Below are 23,166 nucleotides of genomic sequence, written 5' to 3'. Positions count from 1 at the left end.
GGAATGCGCCACGCAGACGACAGCCTGACCAGCCGGACGCCCCCGCTGGGGGCACCCGCCCATGTCGCCATCATCATGGATGGCAATGGGCGTTGGGCCAAGGCGCGCGGCTTGCCGCGCACCGCCGGTCACAAAAAGGGCGTGGACGCGGTGCGTCGCACGGTCGAGGCCGCGCGTGAGCTTGGCATCGGCACCCTGACCATCTTCAGCTTTTCGTCGGAAAATTGGCGTCGTCCGGAAGACGAGGTCAAGGATCTGATGGGCTTGCTGCGCTTCTACCTGCGCAGCGAGGTTGCCGAACTGCACAAGGCGGGAATCCGCCTGCGCGTGATCGGGGAACGCTGTCGGTTGTCGGACGACATCGTGCGTCTGATCGACGACGCCGAAACGCTGACCCGCGACAACCGGACCATGACCTTGGTCGTCGCCCTCAGCTATGGCTCGCGGCAGGAAATCGCGTCCGCCGCACGGCGATTGGTCGAGGATGTGGCGGCGGGGCGCATCGCCGCCGACGCCATCGACGAGGATGCCTTGTCCGGCCGCCTGTTCACCGCCGACCTTCCCGACCCCGATCTCATCATCCGCACCAGCGGCGAAAAGCGGATCAGCAATTTCCTGCTGTGGCAGGCGGCCTATGCCGAACTGGTCTTCGTTGATACGCTGTGGCCTGACTTCACCAAGCGCGATCTGGAGGCGGCGATTGACGAGTTCCACCGACGGGAACGCCGTTTCGGCGCCACCACCGCCAGCACCCGCTAAACCCAGCGACCTCAAGGCGCGCGTTCTGTCCGCGCTGGTCATGGCCCCGGTGGTTCTTGGGGCGGTGTGGGCGGGGGGATGGGTGTTTCTTGCCCTGATTTTGCTCGGCGCGGTTCTCGCCGCGCTTGAATGGGTGGCGCTGGTTCCGTGCCATCGGCGCCCCTTGGCGCGCGCCGTGTCGGTGTTTGCCGTGGCCACGCTGCTGGTCGCCCAGACGGCGGCCGGTCCGTTGGCCGGGCTTGCCGCCGCCGTTGCCGGCGCGCTGGCAACCGCGTGGTTGGGCGGCGGCAAGGATCGGGCGCTGCTCGGCTTCGGCGTGATCTATGTCGGGGCGGGCGTGGCCGGGTTGCTGTGGCTGCGCGAACTGCCAGGGCAGGGGCTGGCGCTGTTCCTGTTCGCCATGCTGGCGGTCTGGGCCACCGACATTGGTGCCTACGCGGCGGGCCGGACCATCGGCGGGCCGAAGCTGGCCCCCCGCATCAGCCCGAAGAAAACCTGGGCTGGGTTGATCGGCGGCATGCTGTCCGCCGCGCTGGTCGGCTGGCTGGTCGCGTTGGTGGCCGGGGCCGCCATGCCCGCTTTGGCGCTGGTCGTCGGCGCGCTGTCGGCAGTGGTCGGGCAGATCGGTGATCTGTTCGAATCGGCGGTCAAGCGCCGCTACAACGTCAAGGACAGCGGCCACCTCATTCCGGGGCATGGTGGCATCCTGGACCGCATCGATGGGCTTCTGGTCGCCGCCCCGGTGCTGGCTGTGTTTCACGCGACCCTCGGAACGACTCTCTCATGGTGGTGACGACCAACAGCGGTGCGACGGCGGGCGTCGGACGGCGGCGCGTGACGATTCTCGGGTCCACCGGTTCGGTTGGAACCCAGACCGTCGATCTGGTGGCGCGCGACCCCGACCGCTTTCCGGTGGAGGCGCTGACGGCCAACCGCAACGTCGCCCTGCTGGCCGATCAGGCCAAGCGCCTGAACGCCCGTTTGGCGGTGGTCGCCGACCCCGCCGGATACGCCGAGTTGAAGGAGCGTCTGGCCGGAACCGGGATTGAGGCCGCCGCCGGTCCGCAAGCCGTGGTGGAGGCCGCCGCCCGTCCGTCGGACTGGGTGATGGCGGCCATCGTCGGATTCGCCGGGTTGGAACCGACGCTCGCCGCCATCCGGCGCGGGGCCATCGTCGCCTTCGCCAACAAGGAGGTTCTGGTTTGCGCCGGAGCCTTCATGATGGAGGAGGTGCGCGCCCATGGGGCGACCCTGCTGCCGGTGGACAGCGAGCATTCGGCCATCTATCAGGTCTTTGACTTCGTCCGCCCGGACAGCGTGGCGCGGTTGATCCTGACCGCGTCCGGTGGCCCGTTCCGCACCAAGGACCGCGCCTTCATGGCGACGGCCACGCGGGAACAGGCGGTGGCGCACCCGACCTGGGACATGGGTGCCAAGATTTCGGTCGACAGCGCCACCCTGATGAACAAGGGGTTGGAACTGATCGAAGCGCATTTCCTGTTCGACATCCCCGAACCGCGCATCGATGTCCTGGTCCATCCGCAATCGGTGATCCATTCGCTGGTCGAATACGTCGATGGCTCGGTTCTGGCCCAACTTGGCACACCGGACATGCGCACGCCCATCGCCTACGCCCTGGGCTGGCCCGCGCGGTTGGCAACCCCGGCGGAGCGACTCGATCTGACCAGGGCGGCGACGCTGACCTTCGAGGCGCCCGATCCGGTCCGATTCCCGGCCTTGCGCCTGACCCGGGCCGCCTTGCAAAGCGGGGGGAGCGCACCTACTCTTTTGAGTGCCGCCAATGAAGTGGCCGTTCAGGCGTTTCTTGACCGCCGGATCGGCTTCCTCGAAATCGAACGGATCGTCGAGGAGACGTTGACGGCGTTGCCCCACCGCCCGCTGCGTGATCTTGACGCGGTGCGCGAGGCGGACGCCGACGCGCGACGCGTCGCCGCTGCCCGTGTGCCGTCCTGATGCGTTCCGGCGGCGTCGGCAGCCGGTGATCCGCGATCAGGCCCCCAAGGGGCGCAGAGGCAAGGGGCGCAAAGGGTAGCATGGACATTCTCGGCGGTTTTTCGTCTTCGGTGCTGGCGTTCCTGCTGGTGCTGACCGTGCTCGTCTTCGTGCATGAGCTGGGCCATTACCTCGTCGCCCGCCGCAACGGCGTTCGGATCGAGGTGTTCTCCATCGGATTCGGGCCGGAGCTGTTCGGCTTCACCGACAAGGCGGGAACACGCTGGAAGATCAGCGCCTTGCCGCTGGGCGGTTATGTGAAAATGTTCGGCGACGCCGACCCGGCCAGCACGCCCGGCGCTCATCTCACCGCGATGACCGACGAAGAGCGCGCGGTTTCCTTCCATCACAAGCGTCTGGGGCAGCGCGCGGCGGTGGTCGCCGCCGGTCCGATCGCCAATTTTGTCTTTTCCATCACGGTGTTGGCCCTGTTGTTCGCCACCGCTGGGCAATCCTTCACGCCGCCCGACGTCGGCGGGGTGCAACCGGGCAGTGCGGCGGAACGGGCCGGGCTGAAGCCGGGCGACCTGATTCGCGCCATCGACGGAACGGAGATCCAGCGTTTTGAGGAAATCCGCGCGGTGGTGTCGATCAAGCCCGGTGAAGCTTTGCGCCTGGACGTCGAGCGCGACGGCAAAATGATCGCGTTGACCGCCACGCCCGACGCGCGCGAGGTGGTGGACCGCATGGGCAACAGCCACCGCGTCGGCCAGCTTGGCATCTCGCGCGGTGGATCGGACATGAAGCGCCACGATCCGTTGACCGCCGTCTGGCAGGCCGGGCGTGAGGTTTACGGCATGATTTCCGGGACCTTCACCGCGCTGGGGCAGATGATTGAAGGCTCGCGCGGTACGGAGGAGCTGGGTGGGCCATTGCGCATCGCCCAGATGTCGGGCGAGGTGGCGCAATCCGGCTGGTACCCGCTGGTGTGGTTCATGGCCTTCCTGTCGGTCAATCTGGGCCTGATCAACCTGTTTCCGGTGCCGATGCTCGACGGTGGGCACCTGCTGTTTTACGCGATTGAAGGGGCGCTTGGTCGGCCTCTTGGTGCGCGGGCGCAAGAATACGGTTTCCGCATTGGATTGGCTTTGGTATTAACGCTCATGGTCTTCGCCACGTGGAACGATTTGGTTCAGCTGCGCGTGGTCGATTTCTTCCGGGGATTGGTGTCTTAACCAACCCCCAAATGCCAGGGAGCGGTGATTTGCCGGTGTCGAGCAAAGTTCTGGTGGCGGGCCTGTTGGCCGGCTGCGCCATGACGACGGTGTCTGTTGCCCTTGCCCAGAGCGGTGCGCCGCTGACGGTGCCCGGCACGCTGGTCGCGCAGGTCTTTTCCGGCGGGACGGTGCGGGATATACGCGTCGAGGGCATTCAGCGAATCGAGGCGTCGACCGTCCGCTCCTATCTCACGATTCAGCCGGGCGACCCGTTTGACCCGGATCGGATCGACCGCTCGCTGAAGGCGCTGTTCAACACCGGTCTGTTTTCCGACGTGAATCTGAAGCGTCAAGGCGACGTTCTGGTCGTGGCGGTGGCGGAGAACCCGATCATCAACCGCATCGCCTTCGAGGGAAATCGGCGCATCGAAAAGGAGAATCTGGAAAAGGAAATCCAGCTTCGCCCCCGCGTCGTCTACACCCGCACGCGCGTTCAGAACGACGTCCAGCGCATCCAGGACATCTACCGGCGCCAGGGCCGTTTCGCGGCGACGGTGGAACCCAAGATCATCCAGCTCGACCAGAACCGCGTCGATCTGGTGTTTGAGATCAACGAAGGTGTGCGCACCGGCGTTCGCGGCATCACCTTTGTTGGCAACGAAAAATTCTCCGACGGGTCGTTGCGCGAGTCGATCCAGACCAAGGAGACCACGTGGTGGCGTTTCCTGAGTTCGGATGACAATTATGACCCCGACCGTCTGGCCTATGACCGCGATCTGCTGCGCCGCTTCTATCTGAAGGAAGGTTACGCCGATTTCCGCGTGGTGTCGGCGGTGGCCGAACTCACCCCGGATCGCGAGGCGTTCTTCATCACCTTCACGATCGAAGAGGGTGAGCGCTACAAATTCGGCAAGATCGACGTCAAGACCCAGATCAAGCAGATCGACCCGTCGCAGTTGTCCGATATCCTGACCACAAAGGAAGGGAGTTGGTACAACGCGCAGGAGGTCGAGAACACCATCACCAAGCTGACCAACGCGGTCGGCGATCTGCAATACGCCTTCGTGGACATTCGCCCACGCATCACCCGCAATCGCGAAAACCAGACGGTTGACATCACCTATGAGGTGGTGGAAGGCCCGCGCGTGTTCGTGGACCGCATCGACATCAATGGCAACGTGCGCACGCTGGACAAGGTGATCCGCCGTGAAATGCTGCTGTCGGAAGGCGATCCCTTCAACGCGTCCAAGCTGAAGCGCTCCGAACAGCGCATCAAGGATTTGGGGTATTTCGAACGGGTGAACATCACCACGGCGGAAACCAGCGTCCCGGATCGATCGGCGATCAACGTCGAGGTGGCGGAACAATCGACCGGCGAAATCTCCATCGGTGCCGGTTTCTCGACCTCCGACGGTCCGCTGGGCGATTTCTCGATTCGCGAGCGCAATCTGCTGGGCCGTGGCCAGGATCTGCGCCTGGGGGCCACCATCTCCGGCAAGCGCCAGGAATACGACATCTCCTTCACGGAACCGTATTTCATGGATCGCGACATGTCGGCGGGCGTCGACCTGTTCCGGGTGCGTCGCAACTATCAGAACGAAAGCTCCTTCAACGAAAAGAACACGGGCTTTGCGCTGCGTCTGGGCTTCCCGTTGAGCGAGCATCTGCGCCAGCGCGTGTATTACCAGCTTCAGGACACGCTGATCGAAGAGGTGGCTTCCACCGCGTCGAAATGGGTCAAGGAGCAGCGGGGCGAGCGCTTGACCTCTCTCATCGGTCAGGAACTGACCTATGACATGCGCAACAGCAAGCTGACGCCGACCGAGGGTTATTACATCCGCTTGACCAACGACATTGCCGGTCTTGGCGGGTCGGTCCGCTTTCTGCGCAACCGGTTGAGCGGTGGTTATTACCTGCCTTTGGGCGCTGAAAACTGGGTTCTCAGCACGTCGGGTGAACTGGGTTACATCCTGGGTCTTGGGCAGAAGGTCGCGCTGTCCGACCGCTTCTTCATCGGTGGTGACACGCTGCGCGGCTTCAACACCGCTGGCATTGGTGCCCGCGACATCTCGACCGGTGACGCGCTGGGCGGCACGCGTTACGCCCGCGCCTCGGTGGAAATGAGCTTCCCCTTTGGTCTGCCGGAAGAGTTCGGCCTGTTGGGCCACGCTTTCACCGACGCAGGCACGCTTGGCAAGTCCGGTGTCACCGACCCGGTGGTCAAGGAAAACGAGTCGATTCGCGTGTCGGTGGGCACCGGCGTGTCGTGGAAGTCCCCGTTCGGGCCGATCCGGCTTGATCTGGCGCTGCCGCTGCGCAAGGAAAGCTACGACAAGAAGGAACTCATCCGCTTCAGCTTCGGAACCAGGTTCTAACATGCAAGTCAGCATTTTCCAGACGGCGGTTCGCGCCGCCGCGCTTTCCGCCGCGATCAGCGCCGGTTTGTTCCTGGCCGCTCCGGTGGCGTTCGCCCAGGAGGCTCCGAAGCCCGATGCGGCCAAAGCGGCCGAAGCGGCGAAGGCGGCGGAGTTGAAGGCTCCCGTCATCGCGGTGATCGACGTGCAGAAGGTGATGCAGGAGTCGAACGCCTCCAAGAGCATCACCAAGTCCTTCGAGGCTTTGCGCGACACCTACCAGAAGGAAATTTCCGGTCTGGAAGACAAGCTGCGCAAGGGAGAGGACGAGTTGCGCAAGCAACAGACGGTTCTCTCGGCGGACGCGTTGGCCAACAAGCGCCGTGACTTTGAAAAGCAGGTCGCGGACGTCCAGAAGACGGTGCAAACGCGCAAGCGTGTGCTGGAAACGACGCTGAACGATGCAATGGCCGTCGTTCACAAGACCATGGTCGAGGTGGTTGCCGACATCGCCCGCGAACGTGGAGCCAATCTGGTGTTGGCGCGCCAGCAGTTTGTTCTGGTGGACACGCAGCTTGACGTGACCGACGCGGTGATGGACCGGGTGAACAAGAAGCTCCCGCAAGTGGCGCTGAACGTTCCCAAGCAGTAAGCTCGCCCGATTGATCGGAAGGCCGCCATCGTCCTCTGCACAGGATGGTGGCGGCTTTTTCCGTAAGGGATGGCGGTCGTTGCGAGTGCCGCGAAAATGCGGCATGAAGACGGGCGTCGGAATCGGTGCGGCGGTGATCCGTTGGGAACGGCACCGGGTTCCGTGATAACCTCAGGCGGTGTTTGGAAAGGTGGGCGGCCGGATTATGGACGCAACGGCAGAAAACAATTCGCAAGACAAGCGGATGGCGGACATCGACGTTGTCCGCATCATGGAAATGATTCCGCACCGCTACCCGATCCTGATGATCGAGCGGGTGGTCGACATCGTGCTGGGCGAAAGCGCGGTGGGCGTCAAGAACGTCTCGATCAACGAGCCGTATTTCCAGGGCCATTTCCCCTCCCGTCCGGTCATGCCCGGTGTTCTCATCATCGAGGCGATGGCCCAGACCTCCGCCGTTCTGGTGGTTGGCACGCTTGGCAAGGACGCGGAAGGCAAGCTGGTCTATTTCATGACGGTGGATGAGGCGCGGTTCCGCCGCCCGGTGACGCCGGGCGACACGCTGCACATCCACGTCACCAAGCAGCGCCAGCGCGCCAACGTCTGGAAGTTCAAGGGTGAAGCCAAGGTGAACGGCGTTCTGGTCGCCGAAGCCGTCTATTCCGCCATGATCCTGGACGAGAAATGACCACAACCATCCATCCGTCCGCCATCGTCGATCCGGCGGCGTCGCTGGGCGAGGGCGTTTCGATCGGCCCCTTCTGCGTCGTCGGCCCCCAGGTCGAACTCGGCGATGGCGTGCGGCTGGTGTCCCACGTCGCCGTTGATGGGCGCACGCGGATCGGGGCCGACACGGTGATTTATCCGTTCGCCTCCATTGGCCACCGCCCGCAGGATTTGAAGTTCCACGGCGAGCCGTCCGAACTCATCATCGGCGCGCGCAACCAGATCCGCGAGCATGTGACGATGAATCCCGGAACCGAGGGCGGCGGCATGCTGACCAAGGTTGGGGATGACGGGCTGTTCATGATGGGATCGCACGTTGCCCATGATTGCATCGTCGGCGATCACGTCATCATGGCCAACAACGCCACGCTCGGCGGCCATGTTGTGTTGGGTGACTACGTCATCATCGGCGGCCTGTCGGCGGTGCGTCAGTTCGTGCGCATCGGCGCGCACGCGATGATCGGCGGCATGTCCGGCGTTGAGAACGACGTGATTCCCTTTGGCACGGTGATGGGCGACCGCGCCCGTCTGGCCGGGCTGAACATCATCGGGTTGGAGCGTCGCGGCTTCAAAAAGGACGACATCCACGCCCTGCGCGCGGCCTATCGCAACCTGTTCGGCCCGGAAGGCACTTTTGCCGAACGTCTGGACGAGGTGGAGCGCGATTTCGGCCAACGTGCGCTGGTGGCCGATGTGCTGGCTTTCATCCGTGCCAAGGAATCGCGGTCGCTCTGCCAACCCCGCGACAACTGACACCGGCGGGAACCGTCGGCATGGTCGAACGGAAAATGGCCATTCTGGCGGGCGGCGGCAGCTTGCCCGCCCGGATCGCAGCGGCGGTGCGCGGACAGGGGCGGGACGTGTTCATCGTCGCCTTCGAAGGTCACACCGATCCTGAAACGGTCGTCGGATGGCCGCATCTGTGGAGTCGCTTCGGCGCGGCGGGCGGCATCATCCGCCGTCTGCACGACGAGGGAGTCGGCGACATCGTGTTCGCCGGCCCGGTCAAGCGCCCTTCCTTCACTGAATTGCTGCCCGATTGGTGGACCGCCCGGTTCCTGGCGCGGGTCGGCACCCGTGCCTTGGGCGACGATGGCTTGCTCCGCGCGGTGGCGCGGGAGTTGGAGGGGGAGGGCTTTCGCGTTGTTGGCCTGCACGACGTGCTGAAGGATTTGCTGACCGTTCCCGGTCCGGTCGGTGCCTTGACACCCGACGCGGAGGCCGAACGCGACATCGCGCGCGGCGTCCAGGTGGCTCGCGCCCTGGGCGATCTCGACGTGGGGCAAGGGGCGGTCGTTCAACAGGGGCTGGTTCTGGCGGTGGAGGCCATTGAGGGCACCGATGCCATGCTCGCGCGTTGCGCCGCTTTGGCTCGGCCCGGTCCGGGTGGCGTTCTGGTCAAGGTGAAGAAGCCGAACCAGGATCGCCGGGTCGATCTGCCGACCATGGGCGTGACCACGGTGGAGCGGGCGGCGGCAGCGGGGCTGCGCGGCGTGGCGATTGAGGCGGGCGGCAGTCTGTTGATCGACCGCGAGGCGGTGGCGGCGACCGCCGACCGGCTTGGTCTGTTTGTGGTCGGCATCGATCTTTCCACCGGGAGTGCTGAGTGACCGACCCGACCCCGCATGTTCCAACCCTGTTCGTGATGGCCGGGGAACCGTCGGGCGACGCGCTGGGCGCGCGGCTGATGGCGGCGACCAGGCGGTTGACCGGCGGGCAGGTCCGTTTCATCGGCATCGGCGGCGAAAAGATGATCGCCGAGGGGTTGGTCAGCCTGTTTCCCATGGGCGAACTCACCCTGTTCGGCGTGTTTGAACTGCTGCCGCACCTGCCCAACCTGATCCGGCGCATCGACCAGACGGCGGCCGAGATCCTGCGCGTGCGGCCCGACGCGGTGATCGGCATCGATTCGCCGGGCTTCACCCTGCGTGTTGCCAAGAAGGTCCGCGCGGCGCAGCCGTCCATTCCGCTCATCCATTACGTCGCCCCCACGGTGTGGGCCTGGAAGCCGAAGCGAGCGGCAAAATACGCGGCGATTTACGATCATTTGCTGGCGATCCTGCCCTTCGAACCGCCCTATTTTGAACGCGCAGGTCTGCCGTGCAGCTTCGTCGGCCATTCGGTGGTGGAAGGCGGGGCGGGGCGGGGCGATGGTTCCCGCTTCCGCGCCGCGCACGGTTTGGCGGACCGCGACCGTGTGGTCGTGGTGCTGCCGGGCAGCCGCAAGGGCGAGGTGGCGCGCCTGTTGCCGGATTTCCGCGCCACGCTGGAACGGTTGATGCCCCGCCATCCCAATCTGGTGGCGGTGGTCCCAACGGTGGCCACGGTGCGCGACCGGGTGGCCGCCGCGCTTGCCGATTGGCCGCTGCGCACCATCTTGGTGGAGGGCGACGCGGACAAACACGACGCCTTTGCGGCGGCGGAGGTGGCGCTTGCGGCGTCGGGCACGGTGGCGTTGGAGCTTGCCTTGGCCCGCTTGCCGTCGGTCATCGCCTATCGCCTGAACCCGATCACGGTGGCGCTCTATCGTCGGCTGATCCGGGTCAAATACGTCAATCTTGTCAATCTGATGCTTGACCGGATGCTGGTCCCGGAGCTGTTGCAGGAGGAGTGCCGCCCCGACCGTCTCGCCGACGCCCTTGGCCGCCTTCTCGACGATCCGCAGGCTCGCCAAGCCCAGATCGACGGTGTGGCGGAGGTGGCGCGCTGGTTGGGGCAGGGCGATGTTCCGCCCAGCGAACGGGCCGCCCGCGTCGTCCTGGATCTCGTCAGCCAACACCCCAACAGGGGGTAAGCCCGAAACGGGAAAGGTGGAACATGAGCAATTTTCGTTTGCTGCACACCATGCTGCGCGTGCTGGATCTCGACAAGTCCATCGACTTCTACACGCGCCTGCTGGGCATGACGCTGCTGCGCCGCACCGATTACGAAAGCGGCCGCTTCACCCTCGCCTTCGTCGGTTATGGTGACGAATCCGACACGGCGGTGATCGAACTGACCCACAATTGGGACCAGACCGAGCCTTACGCCATCGGCAGCGGGTTCGGTCACATCGCCTTGGGCGTGCCGGACATTCACGCCACCTGCGCGGCGCTGGCGGCGGAAGGGGTGTCGATCCCCCGCCCGCCCGGCCCGATGAAGCACGGCACCACCGTGATCGCCTTCATCGAGGATCCGGACGGCTACAAGGTCGAGTTGATCGAGAAGAAATAAGCTTCAGAGCCGACGGTAGAAGATCACCGCGTCGTGATAGCTGCCGTCGGCCTCCAGCGTGTGGGCGGGCAACAGACCGGCGCGCGTCCAGCCGGTGCGGCTGTAGAACGGTTCGCCATAATCCCCGGCGCGTGTGTCCAGTTGCAACAGGCTGCGGCCCAGCCCGCGCGCGACGTCTTCAAGCGCCTCCATCAAGGCCCGCGCCACGCCGCGTCCGCGCTGGTCGGTCAAGACCAGCAGCTTTTGCACCTCGGCCCGATGCGGTCCGTTCTGTTTGGCGCACAGCGCCAACTGCACCGATCCGATCACGCGGCCCGATTCATCGCGGGCGATCAGCAGATGATGATGGCCTGTGGCGAGGGCGGCGGCCACCCCATCCCAAAAGGCGGTGTTCCGCGCCGGATCCAACGGGTGGTGAAAGCCGACCGACGCGCCGCTTGCCACGGCGTCGGTCAACAGCGATTCCAAATCGGCGCGCACCTGCGGGTCATCCAACCGATCAAGGCGCGCGATGGCAAGGGAAGGGGGAGTGTGTGTGTCCATGCCCGAATCTTCCCCTGGACCTGGTGTCCGGTCCATTGACTTCGAAACGGGTGGGTGTGAGGATTTCTCACAGCTCTTTGGCGGCTTGACGCACGCATCATGTCCCGTTTGCCCCTGACCGCGCTCGCGGCCTTCGAAGCCGCCGCTCGCCACGGCGGCATGACCCGCGCGGCCGATGAGCTGGGGCTGACCCATGGCGCGATCAGCCGCCAGGTGGGGGACCTGGAAAAGCGGCTGGGTGTGCGGTTGTTCGATCGCACGCCGCGCGGTCTGGTCCTGACCGAGGCCGGGCGGGAGTTGGCGCGCGCCTGCACCAGCGGTCTGGGCCGGATGACGGAGGCGTTCGACCGGGTGGCCAGCGGCGGGCCGTTGCGCCTGCGGGTTGCGGCACCGCGCGCCTGGGCCGCACTGTGGCTGGTCCCGCGCCTGCCGGGTTTTCTGGCCGACTGGCCGGGGTTGCGCGTGGATCTGGACGGCAGCAACCACGATCGCCCGGCCGAGATGGAAAGCGGCTGGGTGGTGGTGCGCTATGTGCGTGGCGGCGATCCGGTTCCCGAGGGGATCACGCTGTCCGAAGACGGGCTGTTGCCGGTGTGCGCTCCCGCTGTTGCGGCACGGCTGCGGCAGCCAGCGGATTTGCTGACGGGGGCCACATTGCTGCACGTTCACGAATGGCCGGATTGGAGTGTGTGGAAGGCGGCGGCGGGGCTGGACGCGCTGGACGTGTCCGGTGGCCTGAGCTTTTCCGATTCGGTGATGGTGATGCAGGCCGCCGAAGCCGGTTTGGGGGTGGCGTTGGCGCGGCCATCGCTGGCGTTGTCGGCGCTGGCCGCCGGGCGGCTGGTCTGCCCCTTTGGGCCGCTGGCGGCCTGCGGGGATCGTTACGTGTTGTCCGCGCCAGCGGTCGGGCAGGCGCGGCGGTTGCCTTTGGCCTTTCGCGCGTGGCTGGTGGCCGAGGCGGCGAACGATCATCGCAATTTGGACGTCGTTGCCCTCAAGCGTGATGGTGCAACTCAAGAGTAATGTTCTCCTTCCGGTTTGCTGCTTTGGCACGCTTTTTGCTGAACCGCTCCTTGAACAGCGGGGGCTGTGAAACCGAAAGGGGGATGTTCGATGTCGGATCAAGGCGTGTATTTGGGCAACTCAACCATGAAGGCGTTTCCGCTTGATCCATCAAGCTACAAGCCTTTCAAGGTAGCGGAGGCCTCGGAAGAGGTGTTTCAAAGCTTTCTGGAGGCTGGCGAGCGTGCGCTGAGATCCAGCCATTTCATTCTGCCGGACATCAGGAATCATCCAGCCTATCAGGACTTCGCGCGCGTGATGGTCAACGGCAAAGAGGTTGCCCGTGTGAACAATCATGGTGTGGTGACAATGCCCAACAGCGTCGCGGCAAAAGTGGATGGAACCTTGCCCAATCAGACACCCAGCGGTGGAACAGGGCCAACCCTGGCGAAAATGCGGGCCGAGGTCATCGCACGGGCCATGGGGGGAACCATAAAAATGGCCGAAACCGCCATCACACAGCAGCAATATGATGGCTTGGACATGCCAAAGGCAACGGTTGATGAGGAAGCGGTGAAGCGTGACCCCGAGTATCAAAATCTTCAGGATTTGAAAAAGGCTCGGCTTTTGTTTCTGGCCCAGCAGTTGGCGTCCCAATCGGTGGGATGATTCTGCCGACGGGACAATTTTGCCGAGACATTTTCTGATTGCGCGGACTACGACGTCCGTCGGAACCGCGCCCGGTAGGTGGTGGGGCTGAGGCCGACGCGTTGGCGGAAATGGTGGCGCAGGGTGGCCGCTGTGCCGAAGCCGACGCGGGTGGCGACCTCCTCCACCGACAGATCGCCGTCCTCCAACAGGCGGCGGGCGTGGGCCAGCCGTTCGGTCAGCAGCCATTCGCCGGGGGTCAGACCGGTCAGGGCGGAAAAGCGGCGCAGGAAGGTGCGCAGGCTCATCCCCGTCCGTTCGGCCATGGCCGCCAGACTGTGGTCGTCGGCCAGATGGGCGCGCAGGTGATCAAGCAGCGGGGCAAGCCGCGCGCCTTCCCGCGCCGTCGGCACTGGGGTGTCGATGAACTGCGCCTGCCCGCCTTCCCGGTGCGGTTGGACCACCAGACGGCGGGCGACGCTGTTGGCGGCCTCATGGCCAAAATCCCGACGGACCAGATGCAGGCACAGGTCGATCCCGGCGGCGCTGCCCGCCGAGGTCAGGATGGTCCCCTCATCGACGTAGAGCACATCGGGCACGACCTGGATGTTCGGGTGCAGGTCGGCCAAAGCCTGGGCGTAACGCCAGTGGGTGGTGGCCCGCCGCCCGTTCAGCAGCCCGGTGGCGGCCAGCACGAAGGCCCCGGAGCAGATCGACAGCAGGCGGGCACCGCGCGCGTTGGCACGCTTCAACGCGGCGACCAACGGGTCGGGAACCGGGGTGCGCGCGCCGCGCCAACCGGGGATGACGATGGTGTGGGCGTCGTCGAGCAGGTCCAACCCGCCATCGACCAGAATCCGGACTCCCCCCATCGCCCGCAGCGGGCCGGGATCCAGCCCGGCGACGGCGAAACGGTACCAATCCGGCCCCAACTCCGGCCGGGGCAGGGCGAACATCTCCACCGCGACGCCGAATTCAAAGGTGCACAGCCCGTCATAGGCCAGGGCCACGACCAGCGGGGCGGTGTCGGGGGAAGGGGCGTGGTCGGCGGCGCGTGTGTTTGGCATGATCCTGACGGTAGCTGTCCAGAGCGCCACTTTCCAGCCCGACGTGATCCGGCGATGCTGGCGTCACATCAACTCCCAATCACACCCACCGCATCGGAGTCTGTCATGCCCAGTCTGGTCAGCGAAATCGCCGCCGCCCCGTCGGAGGACGCCGCCGCCCATTTTGCCCGTCGCCTGTCGTTTGAAACCGATTGCTGGGATGTGCACAACGCGCTGTCCACCGGGGCGCAGGATTTCGTGCTGCTGGACGTGCGTGGCCCGGCGCTCTACGGCGAACGCCATGTGCCGGGCGCGCTCAACCTGCCGCACGGCAAGATGACCGAGCGGAAGATGGCGGAATGGCCAGACGGCACGCTGTTCGTGGTCTATTGCGCCGGTCCCCATTGCAACGGCGCGGATCGCGCGGCGCTGCGTCTGGCCCGGCAGGGGCGTCCGGTCAAGCTGATGATCGGCGGAATCACCGGCTGGGCGGATGAGGGGTTCGCCTTCGCCACCGGTGTCGAACCCGGCACGGTGCGGTCGGTCGGCGAATAGACGGACTCACACGAAACGAATGGTCTGGCCGGACGGGCGTGTCAGACCAGTATGATTCCGGCGATCAAGGCCAGGATCACGACGTAAACCAACAGACGACGCACGCGCCACCCCAGTGGCGCGGCGTTGTCGTTTGCGGGCGCGGGCAAGCGCACGCGCCGCACGGGCACGATGTACGCCATGGGGTCCTGGGCGGCTCCGTTGGAGCCACCCATTCCCTTGCTGGCGGTCGGCCGGTTAGCCACGCTCGGCCAGCGGCACGAAGGCGCGCCGGGTCTCGCCGGTGTAGAGCTGACGCGGACGGCCGATCTTCTGCACCGGATCCTCGATCATTTCCTTCCACTGGCTGATCCAGCCGACGGTGCGGGCCAGCGCGAACAGCACGGTGAACATGCTGGTCGGGAAGCCCATCGCCTTCAGGATGATGCCCGAGTAGAAATCGACGTTCGGGTACAGCTTCTTCTCGATGAAATATTCATCGGTGAGCGCGATGCGCTCCAGCTCCATCGCGATGTCGAGCAGCGGCTCGTTCTTGATGCCCAGCTCGCCCAACACTTCGTGGCAGGCTTGGCGCATGACCTGGGCGCGCGGGTCGTAGTTCTTGTAGACCCGGTGGCCGAAGCCCATCAGACGGAAGTTGTCGTTCTTGTCCTTGGCGCGGCGGACGCATTCGGGGATGCGGTCCACGGTGCCGATCTCTTCCAGCATCTTCAGAACGGCTTCGTTCGCACCACCATGGGCGGGGCCCCACAGCGAGGCGATGCCGGCGGCGATGCAGGCGAACGGGTTGGCGCCCGACGAACCGGCCAGACGGACGGTCGAGGTCGAGGCGTTCTGCTCGTGGTCGGCGTGCAGGATGAAGATCTTGTCCATGGCCTTGGCCAGGATCGGGTTCACCTTGTACGGCTCGCACGGGGTGCCAAAGGTCATGTACAGGAAGTTTTCCGCATACGACAGGTCGTTGCGCGGGTACATGAAGGGCTGGCCGACCGAGTATTTGTAGGCCATCGCGGCGATGGTCGGCATCTTGGCGATCAGACGGTGCGCGGCGATCTTGCGCTCCACCGGCTTATTGATGTCGGTCGAGTCGTGGTAGAAGGCCGACAGCGCGCCGACGACACCGCACATGATCGCCATCGGGTGGGCGTCGCGACGGAAGCCGCTGTAGAAGCGGGTCAGCTGCTCGTGCACCATCGAATGGCGGCGCAGGATGCTGTCGAACTCGGCGCTTTCGGCGGCGGTCGGCAGATGGCCGTTCAGCAGCAGGAAGCAGACCTCCGGGAAGGTCGACTTGGCGGCCAGTTCATCGATCGAATAGCCGCGATGCAGCAAAACCCCTTCATCACCGTCGATGTAGGTGATCTGCGATTCGCAGCTGCCGGTCGAGGTGAAACCGGGATCGTAGGTGAAACAACCGGTCTCGGCGTAGAGCTTGCGGATGTCGATCACGCTCGGCCCGATCTTGCCGTCGAGGATCGGCATCGTCACTTGCTTGCCCGTGCGATTGTCCGTCAGTGTTACGGTGTTCGACACGTCCTTGGTTTGGGTCATCTCGGCACGTCCTTATCGTTGAGCGGTGGGCTTGGTGCCCTTTTTTCGTCGGCGCAGCATAGTTCCATGCCGCACCGATGGCAACGCACGGAAATGACCTTTATGCTGCAACTGCTGCATCGCGGATGCGAGCGAGCGTCTCCTCCCGGCCCAGCAATTCCGCCACCTCGAAAATCGGCGGCGAGACCGTCGATCCGGTCAGCGCGGCGCGCAGCGGTTGGGCGATTTTGCCCAGCTTTTCCCCGCGTTCCTCGGCAAAGGCGCGCACCTGTGCCTCCAAAGCCGCCGCCGTGAAATCAGCCTCCTGGGCAAAGCGTCCGGCCAGTTCGGCCAGGACGGCGCGGCCCTTCTCGTCCAAGAGCGCGGCGGCCTTCTCGTCATAGGCCAGCGGACGGGCGGCGAGGTAGAATCGGGCGCTCTGCGCCAGTTCCACCACCGTGCGGGCGCGCTGCTTCAGCCCGTTCATCGCCCGCGTCAGAAGGTCGCGGTCGGTGTCGGTCAGGGCGCGACCCAGATCGGCTTCCAGGCGCGGCGCGATCAGCCCGACCAGACGGGCGTCGTCGGCCTGACGCATGTAATGGGCGTTGAGGCTGTCGAGCTTGGCGAAGTCGAATCGCGAGGCGGAACGACCGATGCCCTCCAGGTTGAACCACTCGATCGCCTGTTCGGTCGCGATGATCTCGTCATCGCCGTGCGACCAGCCCAAACGCAGCAGATAGTTGCGCACCGCCTCGGGCAGATAACCGAGGTCGCGGTAGGCGTCCACACCCAGCGCGCCGTGACGCTTGGACAGCTTGGCCCCATCGGCCCCGTGGATCAGCGGGATGTGGCCGAACTGCGGAAGATCCCAGCCCATGGCGTTGAAGATCTGGATCTGGCGGAAGGTGTTGGTCAGGTGATCGTCGCCGCGCACGACGTGGGTCACGCCCATGTCATGGTCGTCCACCACCACGGCCAGCAGATAGGTCGGCGTGCCATCGGCGCGCAGCAGGATCAGATCGTCCAACTGCGCATTCTGCACCGTCACCTCGCCCTGAACCAGATCCTTCAGAACGGTTTCCCCCTCCTGCGGGGCCTTCAGGCGGATGACCGGGGCCACGCCCGCCGGGGCGTCGGAGTCGGGGCGGTCGCGCCACCGGCCATCGTAGCGCATCGGCTGCCCGGCGGCCTTCTGCGCCTCGCGCATCTCGGTCAGCTCCTCCGGGCTGCAATAGCAGCGGTAGGCCTTGCCAGCGGCGAGCATCTGGTGGGCGACCTCGGCGTGCCGGTCCTTGCGGGCGAACTGGCTCACGGCCTCGCCGTCCCAATCCAGGCCCAGCCACTTGAGACCATCGAGAATCGCGTCCACCGCCGCGTCGGTCGAGCGTTGCCGGTCGGTGTCCTCGATCCGCAACAGGAACTTACCACCCATCCGACGGGCGTACAGCCAGTTGAACAGGGCGGTGCGGCCACCGCCGATGTGGAGAAAGCCGGTGGGCGAGGGGGCAAAACGGGTGACGACGGTCATCGGTGTCTCAATTCCGGGTTCGGCGCTGTTACAATGCAACAGGGCGCGCGATGGGCGCATCCGCGTTGTGTAACACAGCCGACCGGCTTCGGGGCAATGCCATGCGCGCATGGGCGTCAAAAGGATGACGGCGTCGGTGACGACGGAGCGGGACGGACGCCGTGGCGATGGCGGCGCGTTGACGGAGTCGTGGGACGATCCGCCGCCATCGGCGGGTGGACCGGTCGCGCGCGCGCTGGCCCCGCTGCGGCGTCTGGGGCGCTGGTTGGTGGAGGAGGTGGCGGCCGACCGGGAGCGTTGGGTGCTGTGGGGGCCGGTTGGGTTTGGCACCGGGGCCGCGCTCTACTTCGCCCTGCACGCGGAACCGCCCTGGTGGAGCGGGCTGGCGGCGGTCGGCGGCGCGGCGGTGTTGCTGATCGGGCTGCGGCGCTGGCTGGCCGCTGCGATTCTGGCGTTGGCCGGGCTGGTGGTGGCCCTGGGCTTTCTGGTGGCGCAGGCGGAAACCGCGCGCGTCGCCGCCCCGATCCTGACGCGCGAGCTGGCGGGCGCGGAGGTCACGGGGCGGGTGATGGCGGTGGAGCGGCGTCCGGGCGCGGTGCGGCTGACCCTGCGCGACCCGACGATCAGCCGTCTGAATCCCGAGGAAACGCCCAAAGCGGTGCGGATCCGCATCTCGGACCGGCACCCGCCGCCCGCACCCGGTGCCATGGTCCGGTTGCGCGCCAGCCTGTCGCCCCCGGCCCCACCCGCCGAGCCGGGGGCCTTCGACTTCCAGCGCCGGGCCTTTTTCATGGGGCTGGGGGCCACCGGCTTTTCGGTGGGCGGGGCGGAGACCATCGAAGCGCCACCGGTCACCGGCTGGTCGCGGGTGGCGGTGTGGTTCGAGCAGGCGCGGGGCCACATCGCCGCACGGGTCGCCGCCACCATCGCCGACCCGGTCGAGGCCAGCGTCACCGCCGCCCTGCTGAACGGCGAGGAGTTCGCCATTCCCGACGCGACGATGGACGCCTTCCGCTTCAGCGGGCTGGCGCATCTCCTGTCGATTTCCGGCCTGCATGTCGGCATCGCGGCGGGCATCCTGTTCTATGTGGTGCGCGCGCTGCTGGCGCTGTCGCCCTGGATCGCCCTGCGCTGGCCGATCAAGAAGATCGCCGCGCTGTTCGGCATCCTGTCGGCCTTGGCCTACACCCTGTTGGTGGGTGCGCCCTTGCCAACCGTGCGGTCGGTGCTGATGACCGGCATGGTGATGGGGGCGATCATGCTGGACCGCGATCCGCTCAGCATGCGGTTGGTCGCCTTTGCCGGGCTTGTCACCACCGCGCTGGATCCCGAGGGGATGCTCGGCCCTAGCTTTCAAATGTCCTTTGCCGCCGTGGTGGCGCTGATCGCGGTGTTCGAGCGCATTTCGGAACCGATGGCCGTGTGGCGGCGCGGCTTTGGCTGGTTCGGGCAATCGCTGATCTATGTCGGCGGAATCGTGCTGACCAGCGTCATCGCCACGTTGGCGACCTTGCCCTTCTCCCTGTTCCATTTTCAGCAGATCGCTTTTTACGGCGTGCTGTCCAACATGATCGCCATCCCCATCACCTCCTTTTGGGTGATGCCCTGGAGTCTGGTGGCCTACGCCCTGTTCCCTTTTGGCTGGGAGGCTCCGGCGGTGATCGCGATGAATTGGGGCGACCGGGCGGTGATCGCCACCGCCGTGTTCTTCGCCGGGTTGCCCTGGTCCTCCATCACCGTTCCGGCCATGCCGGTCGGTGGATTCGTCGCGGTGGTGCTGGGCGGTCTGTGGCTGTGCGGGTGGACGCGGCCCTGGCGCTGGCTGGGGCTGGTCGCGGTGCTGGGCGGGTTGGCCTCTCCGGCGCTGGTGGCGCGGCCCGATCTGTTGGTGTCGGGCGATGGCAAGCTGGTGGGGGTGCGCACGGCGTCCGGCCGCCTCAGCCTGTCCGCGAAATCGCCGGGCCGGACGGGGGAGACGTGGTTGCAGCGCGACGGCACCCCGCAAGCCGCCGATTCCTGGCCGGTCAGCGGGGGCGGCGCGGACGGCCGTTTGTCCTGCGACGCGTTGGGCTGTGTCTACCGGCTGCATGGCCGCAGCGCGTCGATTCTCCGCCTGCCCGACGCGTTGGACGACGATTGCGGGGCCACCGACGCCGTGATCGCTGCCGTTTCCGCCCGTGGCTGCCGCGCGCCGCTCGTGATCGACCGTTGGCGCTTGCGGCGGGAGGGCGCGCACGCCCTCTACGTCACGCCCGATGGTGTTCGGGCCGACAGCGTGCGCGACCATCGCGGGGACCGCCCCTGGACCGCGTCACGCCCATAGCGGCGGATCCGATCAGTATTTGCGGACCAGTCCGACCAGCTTGCCTTGAACCCGCACCCGGTCCGCCCCGAAAATTCGGGTTTCATAGGCGGCGTTGGCCGGTTCCAGCGCGATGGTGTTGCCCTTGCGCCGCAGCCGCTTGAGCGTGACCTCCTCCTCATCGACCAGGGCGACGACGATGGTCCCGTTCTCCGCGCTGTCGCAGCGTTGAATGACAATGGTGTCGTGGTCGAGAATCCCGGCCTCGATCATCGAATCACCGGCAACCTCCAGCGCGTAATGATCGCCGGGGGCGAGCATGGTGGCGGGGATGTCGACAAAGGCGGACTGGTCGCGCAGCGCCTCAATCGGGGTGCCGGCGGCGATCCGGCCATAGAGCGGCAGTTGGACGGTTTCCGCCGCCGGGGCTGACGCGATTTCCCGGCCGGTGAAGGCGAAATCAGCCTTGATGACGTTGGGCTGGAACTTGGCCCGCGCCGCAGCGGCGGCGGCCTTCAGCTTGGCGGCTTCGGCCCCCTCCGGCATGCGCAGCACCTCCAGCGCGCGGGCGCGGTGGGGCAGGCGGCGGATGAATCCGCGTTCCTCCAGACCGGTGATGAGGCGGTGAATGCCGGATTTGGACTTCAGCCCAAGCGCGTCCTTCATCTCATCGAAGGAGGGCGACACCCCGCCCTGGCCGAGACGCTCGTGGATGAACAGCAGCAATTCGTGCTGCTTGCGCGTCAGCATGGTTGCCTCCCGGCGGTCGCCAAATCATTGATAGAACAAAAGCAAAACGTTAGCTTGTGTTCTAGTTTGGTTCCGTTCGCGCGTCAAGGCGGATTATCGGGTCTGGGTTGTGGAGGCGACGCAAGCGCCGCTCAACCACACGGGTCAAAGCGGCCACGCGGGTCAGAGATTGCAGGATCCGCCGGTCAGCGGAACGATCTCCACCATGTCACCCGGTTGGGCCGCCGGGGCGTGGGGCGGGCGGACGACCAGACAATCGGCCTGGGCGAAGAGCGAGGTGATGGCGCTGTCCTGGCGGGCGAAGGGCGTGACCAGCGCCGCACCATCGGCGGCGGTGGACCGGGTGGCGCGCAAGTAGTCCTGCCGCCGGTCGTTGGCCTTCAGCGCGGTGGTCAGCCGGGCGCGCTGCGGCCCGCCGGGATCGTCCGGCGGCAAGCCCTGCAACACCCGCAGGATCGGGCGCAGGAACAGAACGCCGGTGACGCCGGTGGAGACCGGGTTGCCCGGCAAGCCCAGCAGCGGCACCGACCCGGCCCGACCGAACATCAGCGCCTTGCCCGGGCGCATGGCGATGGCGTGCACGTCCAGCGACACGCCCTTGTCGGCCAGCACGTCGCGCACAAGGTCGTAATCGCCCTGGGCGGCTCCCCCCGTCGTCACCAGCAGATCGCAGCCCACCGCCCCGGCGGCCATGGCGGCGACGCTTTCGGCGCTGTCGCGGGCGATGCCGAGGTTGAGCGCGGTCCCGCCCTGGGTGGCGATCAGCGCGCACAGGCCCAGCGCGTTGGTGCTGACGATCTGGCTCGGCCCCAGCGGGTCGCCGGGCATGGCGATCTCGTCGCCGGTTGCCAGCACCGCCACGCGCGGCCGCCGCCGCACGCTCAGCCACGGCACATTCGCCCCGGCGGCCAGCGCGACATCGCGCGCCGTCATCCGCCGCCCGGCGGGAATCAGCTCCTGGCGTTCGGAAAAATCGAACCCGGCCGGTCGGACGTAGCGCCCGGCGGTCACGGCGCGGCCCACCCGGACGACGCTGTCGTCGTCGGCGCAATCCTCCTGCATCACCACGGCGGTGGCCCCGCCGGGCATCGGCGCGCCGGTGAAGATGCGCACCGCCTCGCCCGCGCGCAGGATGCCGGAAAAGGCGTGACCGGCGGCGGATTCGCCGATGCGGCGCAACGACACCGGGCGGTCCGCGCTGGCCCCGGCGATGTCGGCGGCGCGCACCGCCCAGCCATCCATCGCGGCGGCGTCAAAGGGCGGTTGGGTCAGCCGGGCGACGACCGGTTCGGCCAGCACGCGGCCCAGCGCGTCCGGCAGCGCGACGGTTTCCGCCGGAAGGGCGGAAAAGGCCGACAGGATGCGGGCGCGGGCCTCGGCGACCGGGATCATCAGGCCGCTCCGGGGTTGGACTCGCTGGCTGCGCTGTCACCGGCCTGGGTGCCGGACGCGTCCCACACGCCGCTTTTGCCGCCCGCCTTGTGCAGCAGACGCACGTCGGTGATGGTCATGCCGCGATCCACCGCCTTGCACATGTCATAGACGGTCAGCGCGGCGACGGTGACGGCGGTCAACGCCTCCATCTCCACCCCGGTCTGCCCCTTCAGCTTGCAGGTGGCGGTGACGTCCACCGCGTTGCGTTCCGGGTCGCAGCGCAGATCGACCTTGACGGAGGTCAGCGCCAGCGGGTGGCACAGCGGGATCAGGTCCGGCGTGCGCTTGGCCCCCATGATGCCCGCCAGCCGGGCCACCGACAGGACATCGCCCTTTTTGACCCCGCCCTCCAGGATCAGGCGCAGGGTCTCCGGCTGCATCCGCACGGTGGCGGCGGCGGTGGCGGTGCGTTCGGTCTCCGCCTTGTCGGAGACATCGACCATCACGGCGCGCCCTTCGGCGTCAAAATGGGTGAAACCGCTCACAGCGGACGCTCCATGAACAGGCTTTCGGGGATGTCGGGGTAATCGGCGTAGGGACCGCGCGCGGCGAATCCGGCCTTGCGGTAGAGCGCCACCGCTTCGGGCTGGTGGATGCCGGTTTCCAGCAGCAGGGCGGTCAAACCCTCCGCGCGGGCCTGTTCAACCAGCCGGTCGAGCAACCGTTCGCCGATCCGCCCACCGCGCGCCTGAGGCGACACGAACATCCGCTTGACCTCGCCATAACCCGACGGATCGACGCGCAGCGCCGCACAGCCGACCGCCTGCCCATCATCGTCCCGGCGGGCGAGGAAGAAGCGCACATCGTCCGCCGCCAGCGACTCGATGTCGAGCAGGTGGCAGGTGTCGTCGGCGTAGCGTTCTTTCAGATAGGCGTCGAGTGCGGCGACCAGCGCCACCGCGTCGGGCTGGCGCGGGCTTTCCTGGGCGATGGTGACGGCGCTGGCGGTCATCG

The 23,166-nt window shown here is 66.4% G+C and carries 24 protein-coding genes; 15 read left to right on the top strand and 9 right to left on the bottom strand.

Going from position 1 to position 23,166, the window contains the following annotated elements:
* Nucleotides 1-3 precede the first annotated feature (3 nt).
* From EJ903_RS03370 to gloA, 11 genes are all read left to right on the top strand, one after another.
* Nucleotides 4-759 carry an isoprenyl transferase gene (locus EJ903_RS03370; protein ID WP_126612124.1) on the top strand — a complete coding sequence of 252 codons (756 nt, stop codon included), beginning with the start codon at nt 4-6 and terminating at the stop codon, nt 757-759.
* Nucleotides 701-1,552, top strand: a complete 852-nt coding sequence (locus EJ903_RS03365; RefSeq protein ID WP_126612122.1) for a phosphatidate cytidylyltransferase — start codon at nt 701-703, stop codon at nt 1,550-1,552. The genes EJ903_RS03370 and EJ903_RS03365 overlap by 59 nt, the downstream gene beginning before the upstream one ends.
* Complete coding sequence (locus EJ903_RS03360; protein ID WP_126612120.1) at nt 1,543-2,733, top strand: 1-deoxy-D-xylulose-5-phosphate reductoisomerase; 1,191 nt, start codon at nt 1,543-1,545, stop codon at nt 2,731-2,733. Before EJ903_RS03365 ends, EJ903_RS03360 begins: the two co-directional genes overlap by 10 nt.
* 80 nt (nt 2,734-2,813) lie before the next feature.
* Complete coding sequence (gene rseP / locus EJ903_RS03355; protein ID WP_126612119.1) at nt 2,814-3,947, top strand: RIP metalloprotease RseP; 1,134 nt, start codon at nt 2,814-2,816, stop codon at nt 3,945-3,947.
* Nucleotides 3,948-3,958: 11 nt separating this feature from the next.
* On the top strand, nt 3,959-6,304 hold the full coding sequence (bamA, locus tag EJ903_RS03350) for an outer membrane protein assembly factor BamA (protein ID WP_377005903.1): 2,346 nt from the start codon (nt 3,959-3,961) through the stop codon (nt 6,302-6,304).
* Between the two features lies 1 nt (nt 6,305).
* A complete protein-coding gene (locus EJ903_RS03345) occupies nt 6,306-6,935 on the top strand; it encodes an OmpH/Skp family outer membrane protein (protein WP_126612116.1) in 630 nt (209 codons plus the stop codon).
* A gap of 205 nt (nt 6,936-7,140) precedes the next feature.
* A complete protein-coding gene (fabZ, locus tag EJ903_RS03340) occupies nt 7,141-7,623 on the top strand; it encodes a 3-hydroxyacyl-ACP dehydratase FabZ (protein WP_126612114.1) in 483 nt (160 codons plus the stop codon).
* The gene (gene lpxA / locus EJ903_RS03335) at nt 7,620-8,414 is read left to right on the top strand and encodes an acyl-ACP--UDP-N-acetylglucosamine O-acyltransferase (RefSeq protein ID WP_126612113.1); all 795 of its coding nucleotides are present in this window, start codon (nt 7,620-7,622) and stop codon (nt 8,412-8,414) included. The genes fabZ and lpxA overlap by 4 nt, the downstream gene beginning before the upstream one ends.
* A 20-nt stretch (nt 8,415-8,434) precedes the next feature.
* The gene (locus EJ903_RS03330) at nt 8,435-9,271 is read left to right on the top strand and encodes an LpxI family protein (protein ID WP_126612111.1); all 837 of its coding nucleotides are present in this window, start codon (nt 8,435-8,437) and stop codon (nt 9,269-9,271) included.
* Nucleotides 9,268-10,455, top strand: a complete 1,188-nt coding sequence (lpxB, locus tag EJ903_RS03325) for a lipid-A-disaccharide synthase (RefSeq protein WP_281274740.1) — start codon at nt 9,268-9,270, stop codon at nt 10,453-10,455. Before EJ903_RS03330 ends, lpxB begins: the two co-directional genes overlap by 4 nt.
* A gap of 23 nt (nt 10,456-10,478) precedes the next feature.
* Nucleotides 10,479-10,874 carry a lactoylglutathione lyase gene (gene gloA / locus EJ903_RS03320; protein ID WP_126612109.1) on the top strand — a complete coding sequence of 132 codons (396 nt, stop codon included), beginning with the start codon at nt 10,479-10,481 and terminating at the stop codon, nt 10,872-10,874.
* A gap of 3 nt (nt 10,875-10,877) precedes the next feature.
* Here the strand turns inward: gloA and EJ903_RS03315 are convergent, their stop codons facing one another.
* Nucleotides 10,878-11,417 (bottom strand): GNAT family N-acetyltransferase, encoded by a 540-nt coding sequence (locus EJ903_RS03315; RefSeq protein ID WP_126612107.1) that lies wholly within the window; start codon nt 11,415-11,417, stop codon nt 10,878-10,880.
* Nucleotides 11,418-11,516: 99 nt separating this feature from the next.
* On the opposite strand from EJ903_RS03315, the gene EJ903_RS03310 reads away from it, so the two are divergent.
* The gene (locus tag EJ903_RS03310; protein WP_126612105.1) at nt 11,517-12,440 is read left to right on the top strand and encodes a LysR family transcriptional regulator; all 924 of its coding nucleotides are present in this window, start codon (nt 11,517-11,519) and stop codon (nt 12,438-12,440) included.
* A gap of 90 nt (nt 12,441-12,530) precedes the next feature.
* A complete protein-coding gene (locus EJ903_RS03305) occupies nt 12,531-13,088 on the top strand; it encodes a hypothetical protein (RefSeq protein ID WP_126612103.1) in 558 nt (185 codons plus the stop codon).
* A gap of 47 nt (nt 13,089-13,135) precedes the next feature.
* Here the strand turns inward: EJ903_RS03305 and ftrA are convergent, their stop codons facing one another.
* Nucleotides 13,136-14,134: a transcriptional regulator FtrA gene (gene ftrA, locus EJ903_RS03300; protein ID WP_126612101.1), complete on the bottom strand. Its 999-nt coding sequence runs from the start codon at nt 14,132-14,134 to the stop codon at nt 13,136-13,138.
* Between the two features lie 105 nt (nt 14,135-14,239).
* Here ftrA and EJ903_RS03295 point away from each other — a divergent pair, with 105 nt between their 5' ends.
* The gene (locus EJ903_RS03295; RefSeq protein ID WP_126612099.1) at nt 14,240-14,668 is read left to right on the top strand and encodes a rhodanese-like domain-containing protein; all 429 of its coding nucleotides are present in this window, start codon (nt 14,240-14,242) and stop codon (nt 14,666-14,668) included.
* Nucleotides 14,669-14,709: 41 nt separating this feature from the next.
* On the opposite strand, the gene EJ903_RS26915 is transcribed toward EJ903_RS03295, so the two are convergent.
* From EJ903_RS26915 to gltX, 3 genes are all read right to left on the bottom strand, one after another.
* Nucleotides 14,710-14,850: a hypothetical protein gene (locus EJ903_RS26915; RefSeq protein ID WP_158627867.1), complete on the bottom strand. Its 141-nt coding sequence runs from the start codon at nt 14,848-14,850 to the stop codon at nt 14,710-14,712.
* A 55-nt stretch (nt 14,851-14,905) separates the two neighbouring features.
* Complete coding sequence (gene gltA, locus EJ903_RS03290; protein ID WP_126612098.1) at nt 14,906-16,219, bottom strand: citrate synthase; 1,314 nt, start codon at nt 16,217-16,219, stop codon at nt 14,906-14,908.
* Between the two features lie 100 nt (nt 16,220-16,319).
* On the bottom strand, nt 16,320-17,726 hold the full coding sequence (gltX, locus tag EJ903_RS03285) for a glutamate--tRNA ligase (protein ID WP_126612096.1): 1,407 nt from the start codon (nt 17,724-17,726) through the stop codon (nt 16,320-16,322).
* Between the two features lie 136 nt (nt 17,727-17,862).
* On the opposite strand from gltX, the gene EJ903_RS03280 reads away from it, so the two are divergent.
* Nucleotides 17,863-20,049, top strand: a complete 2,187-nt coding sequence (locus tag EJ903_RS03280) for a ComEC/Rec2 family competence protein (RefSeq protein ID WP_246015152.1) — start codon at nt 17,863-17,865, stop codon at nt 20,047-20,049.
* A 12-nt stretch (nt 20,050-20,061) separates the two neighbouring features.
* On the opposite strand, the gene lexA is transcribed toward EJ903_RS03280, so the two are convergent.
* From lexA to EJ903_RS03260, 4 genes are all read right to left on the bottom strand, one after another.
* Nucleotides 20,062-20,778, bottom strand: a complete 717-nt coding sequence (gene lexA, locus EJ903_RS03275; RefSeq protein ID WP_126612094.1) for a transcriptional repressor LexA — start codon at nt 20,776-20,778, stop codon at nt 20,062-20,064.
* 162 nt (nt 20,779-20,940) lie between these two features.
* A complete protein-coding gene (locus EJ903_RS03270) occupies nt 20,941-22,170 on the bottom strand; it encodes a molybdopterin molybdotransferase MoeA (RefSeq protein WP_126612092.1) in 1,230 nt (409 codons plus the stop codon).
* Nucleotides 22,170-22,697, bottom strand: coding sequence for a cyclic pyranopterin monophosphate synthase MoaC (gene moaC / locus EJ903_RS03265; RefSeq protein ID WP_126612090.1), 528 nt, complete (start codon nt 22,695-22,697; stop codon nt 22,170-22,172). Before moaC ends, EJ903_RS03270 begins: the two co-directional genes overlap by 1 nt.
* The gene (locus tag EJ903_RS03260) at nt 22,694-23,164 is read right to left on the bottom strand and encodes a GNAT family N-acetyltransferase (RefSeq protein WP_126612088.1); all 471 of its coding nucleotides are present in this window, start codon (nt 23,162-23,164) and stop codon (nt 22,694-22,696) included. Before EJ903_RS03260 ends, moaC begins: the two co-directional genes overlap by 4 nt.
* Between the last annotated feature and the right edge of the window lie 2 nt (nt 23,165-23,166).

This window comes from Azospirillum griseum, from assembly GCF_003966125.1.
Lineage (GTDB): Bacteria > Pseudomonadota > Alphaproteobacteria > Azospirillales > Azospirillaceae > Azospirillum > Azospirillum griseum.
This window is presented reverse-complemented; position numbering and strand designations above follow the sequence as displayed.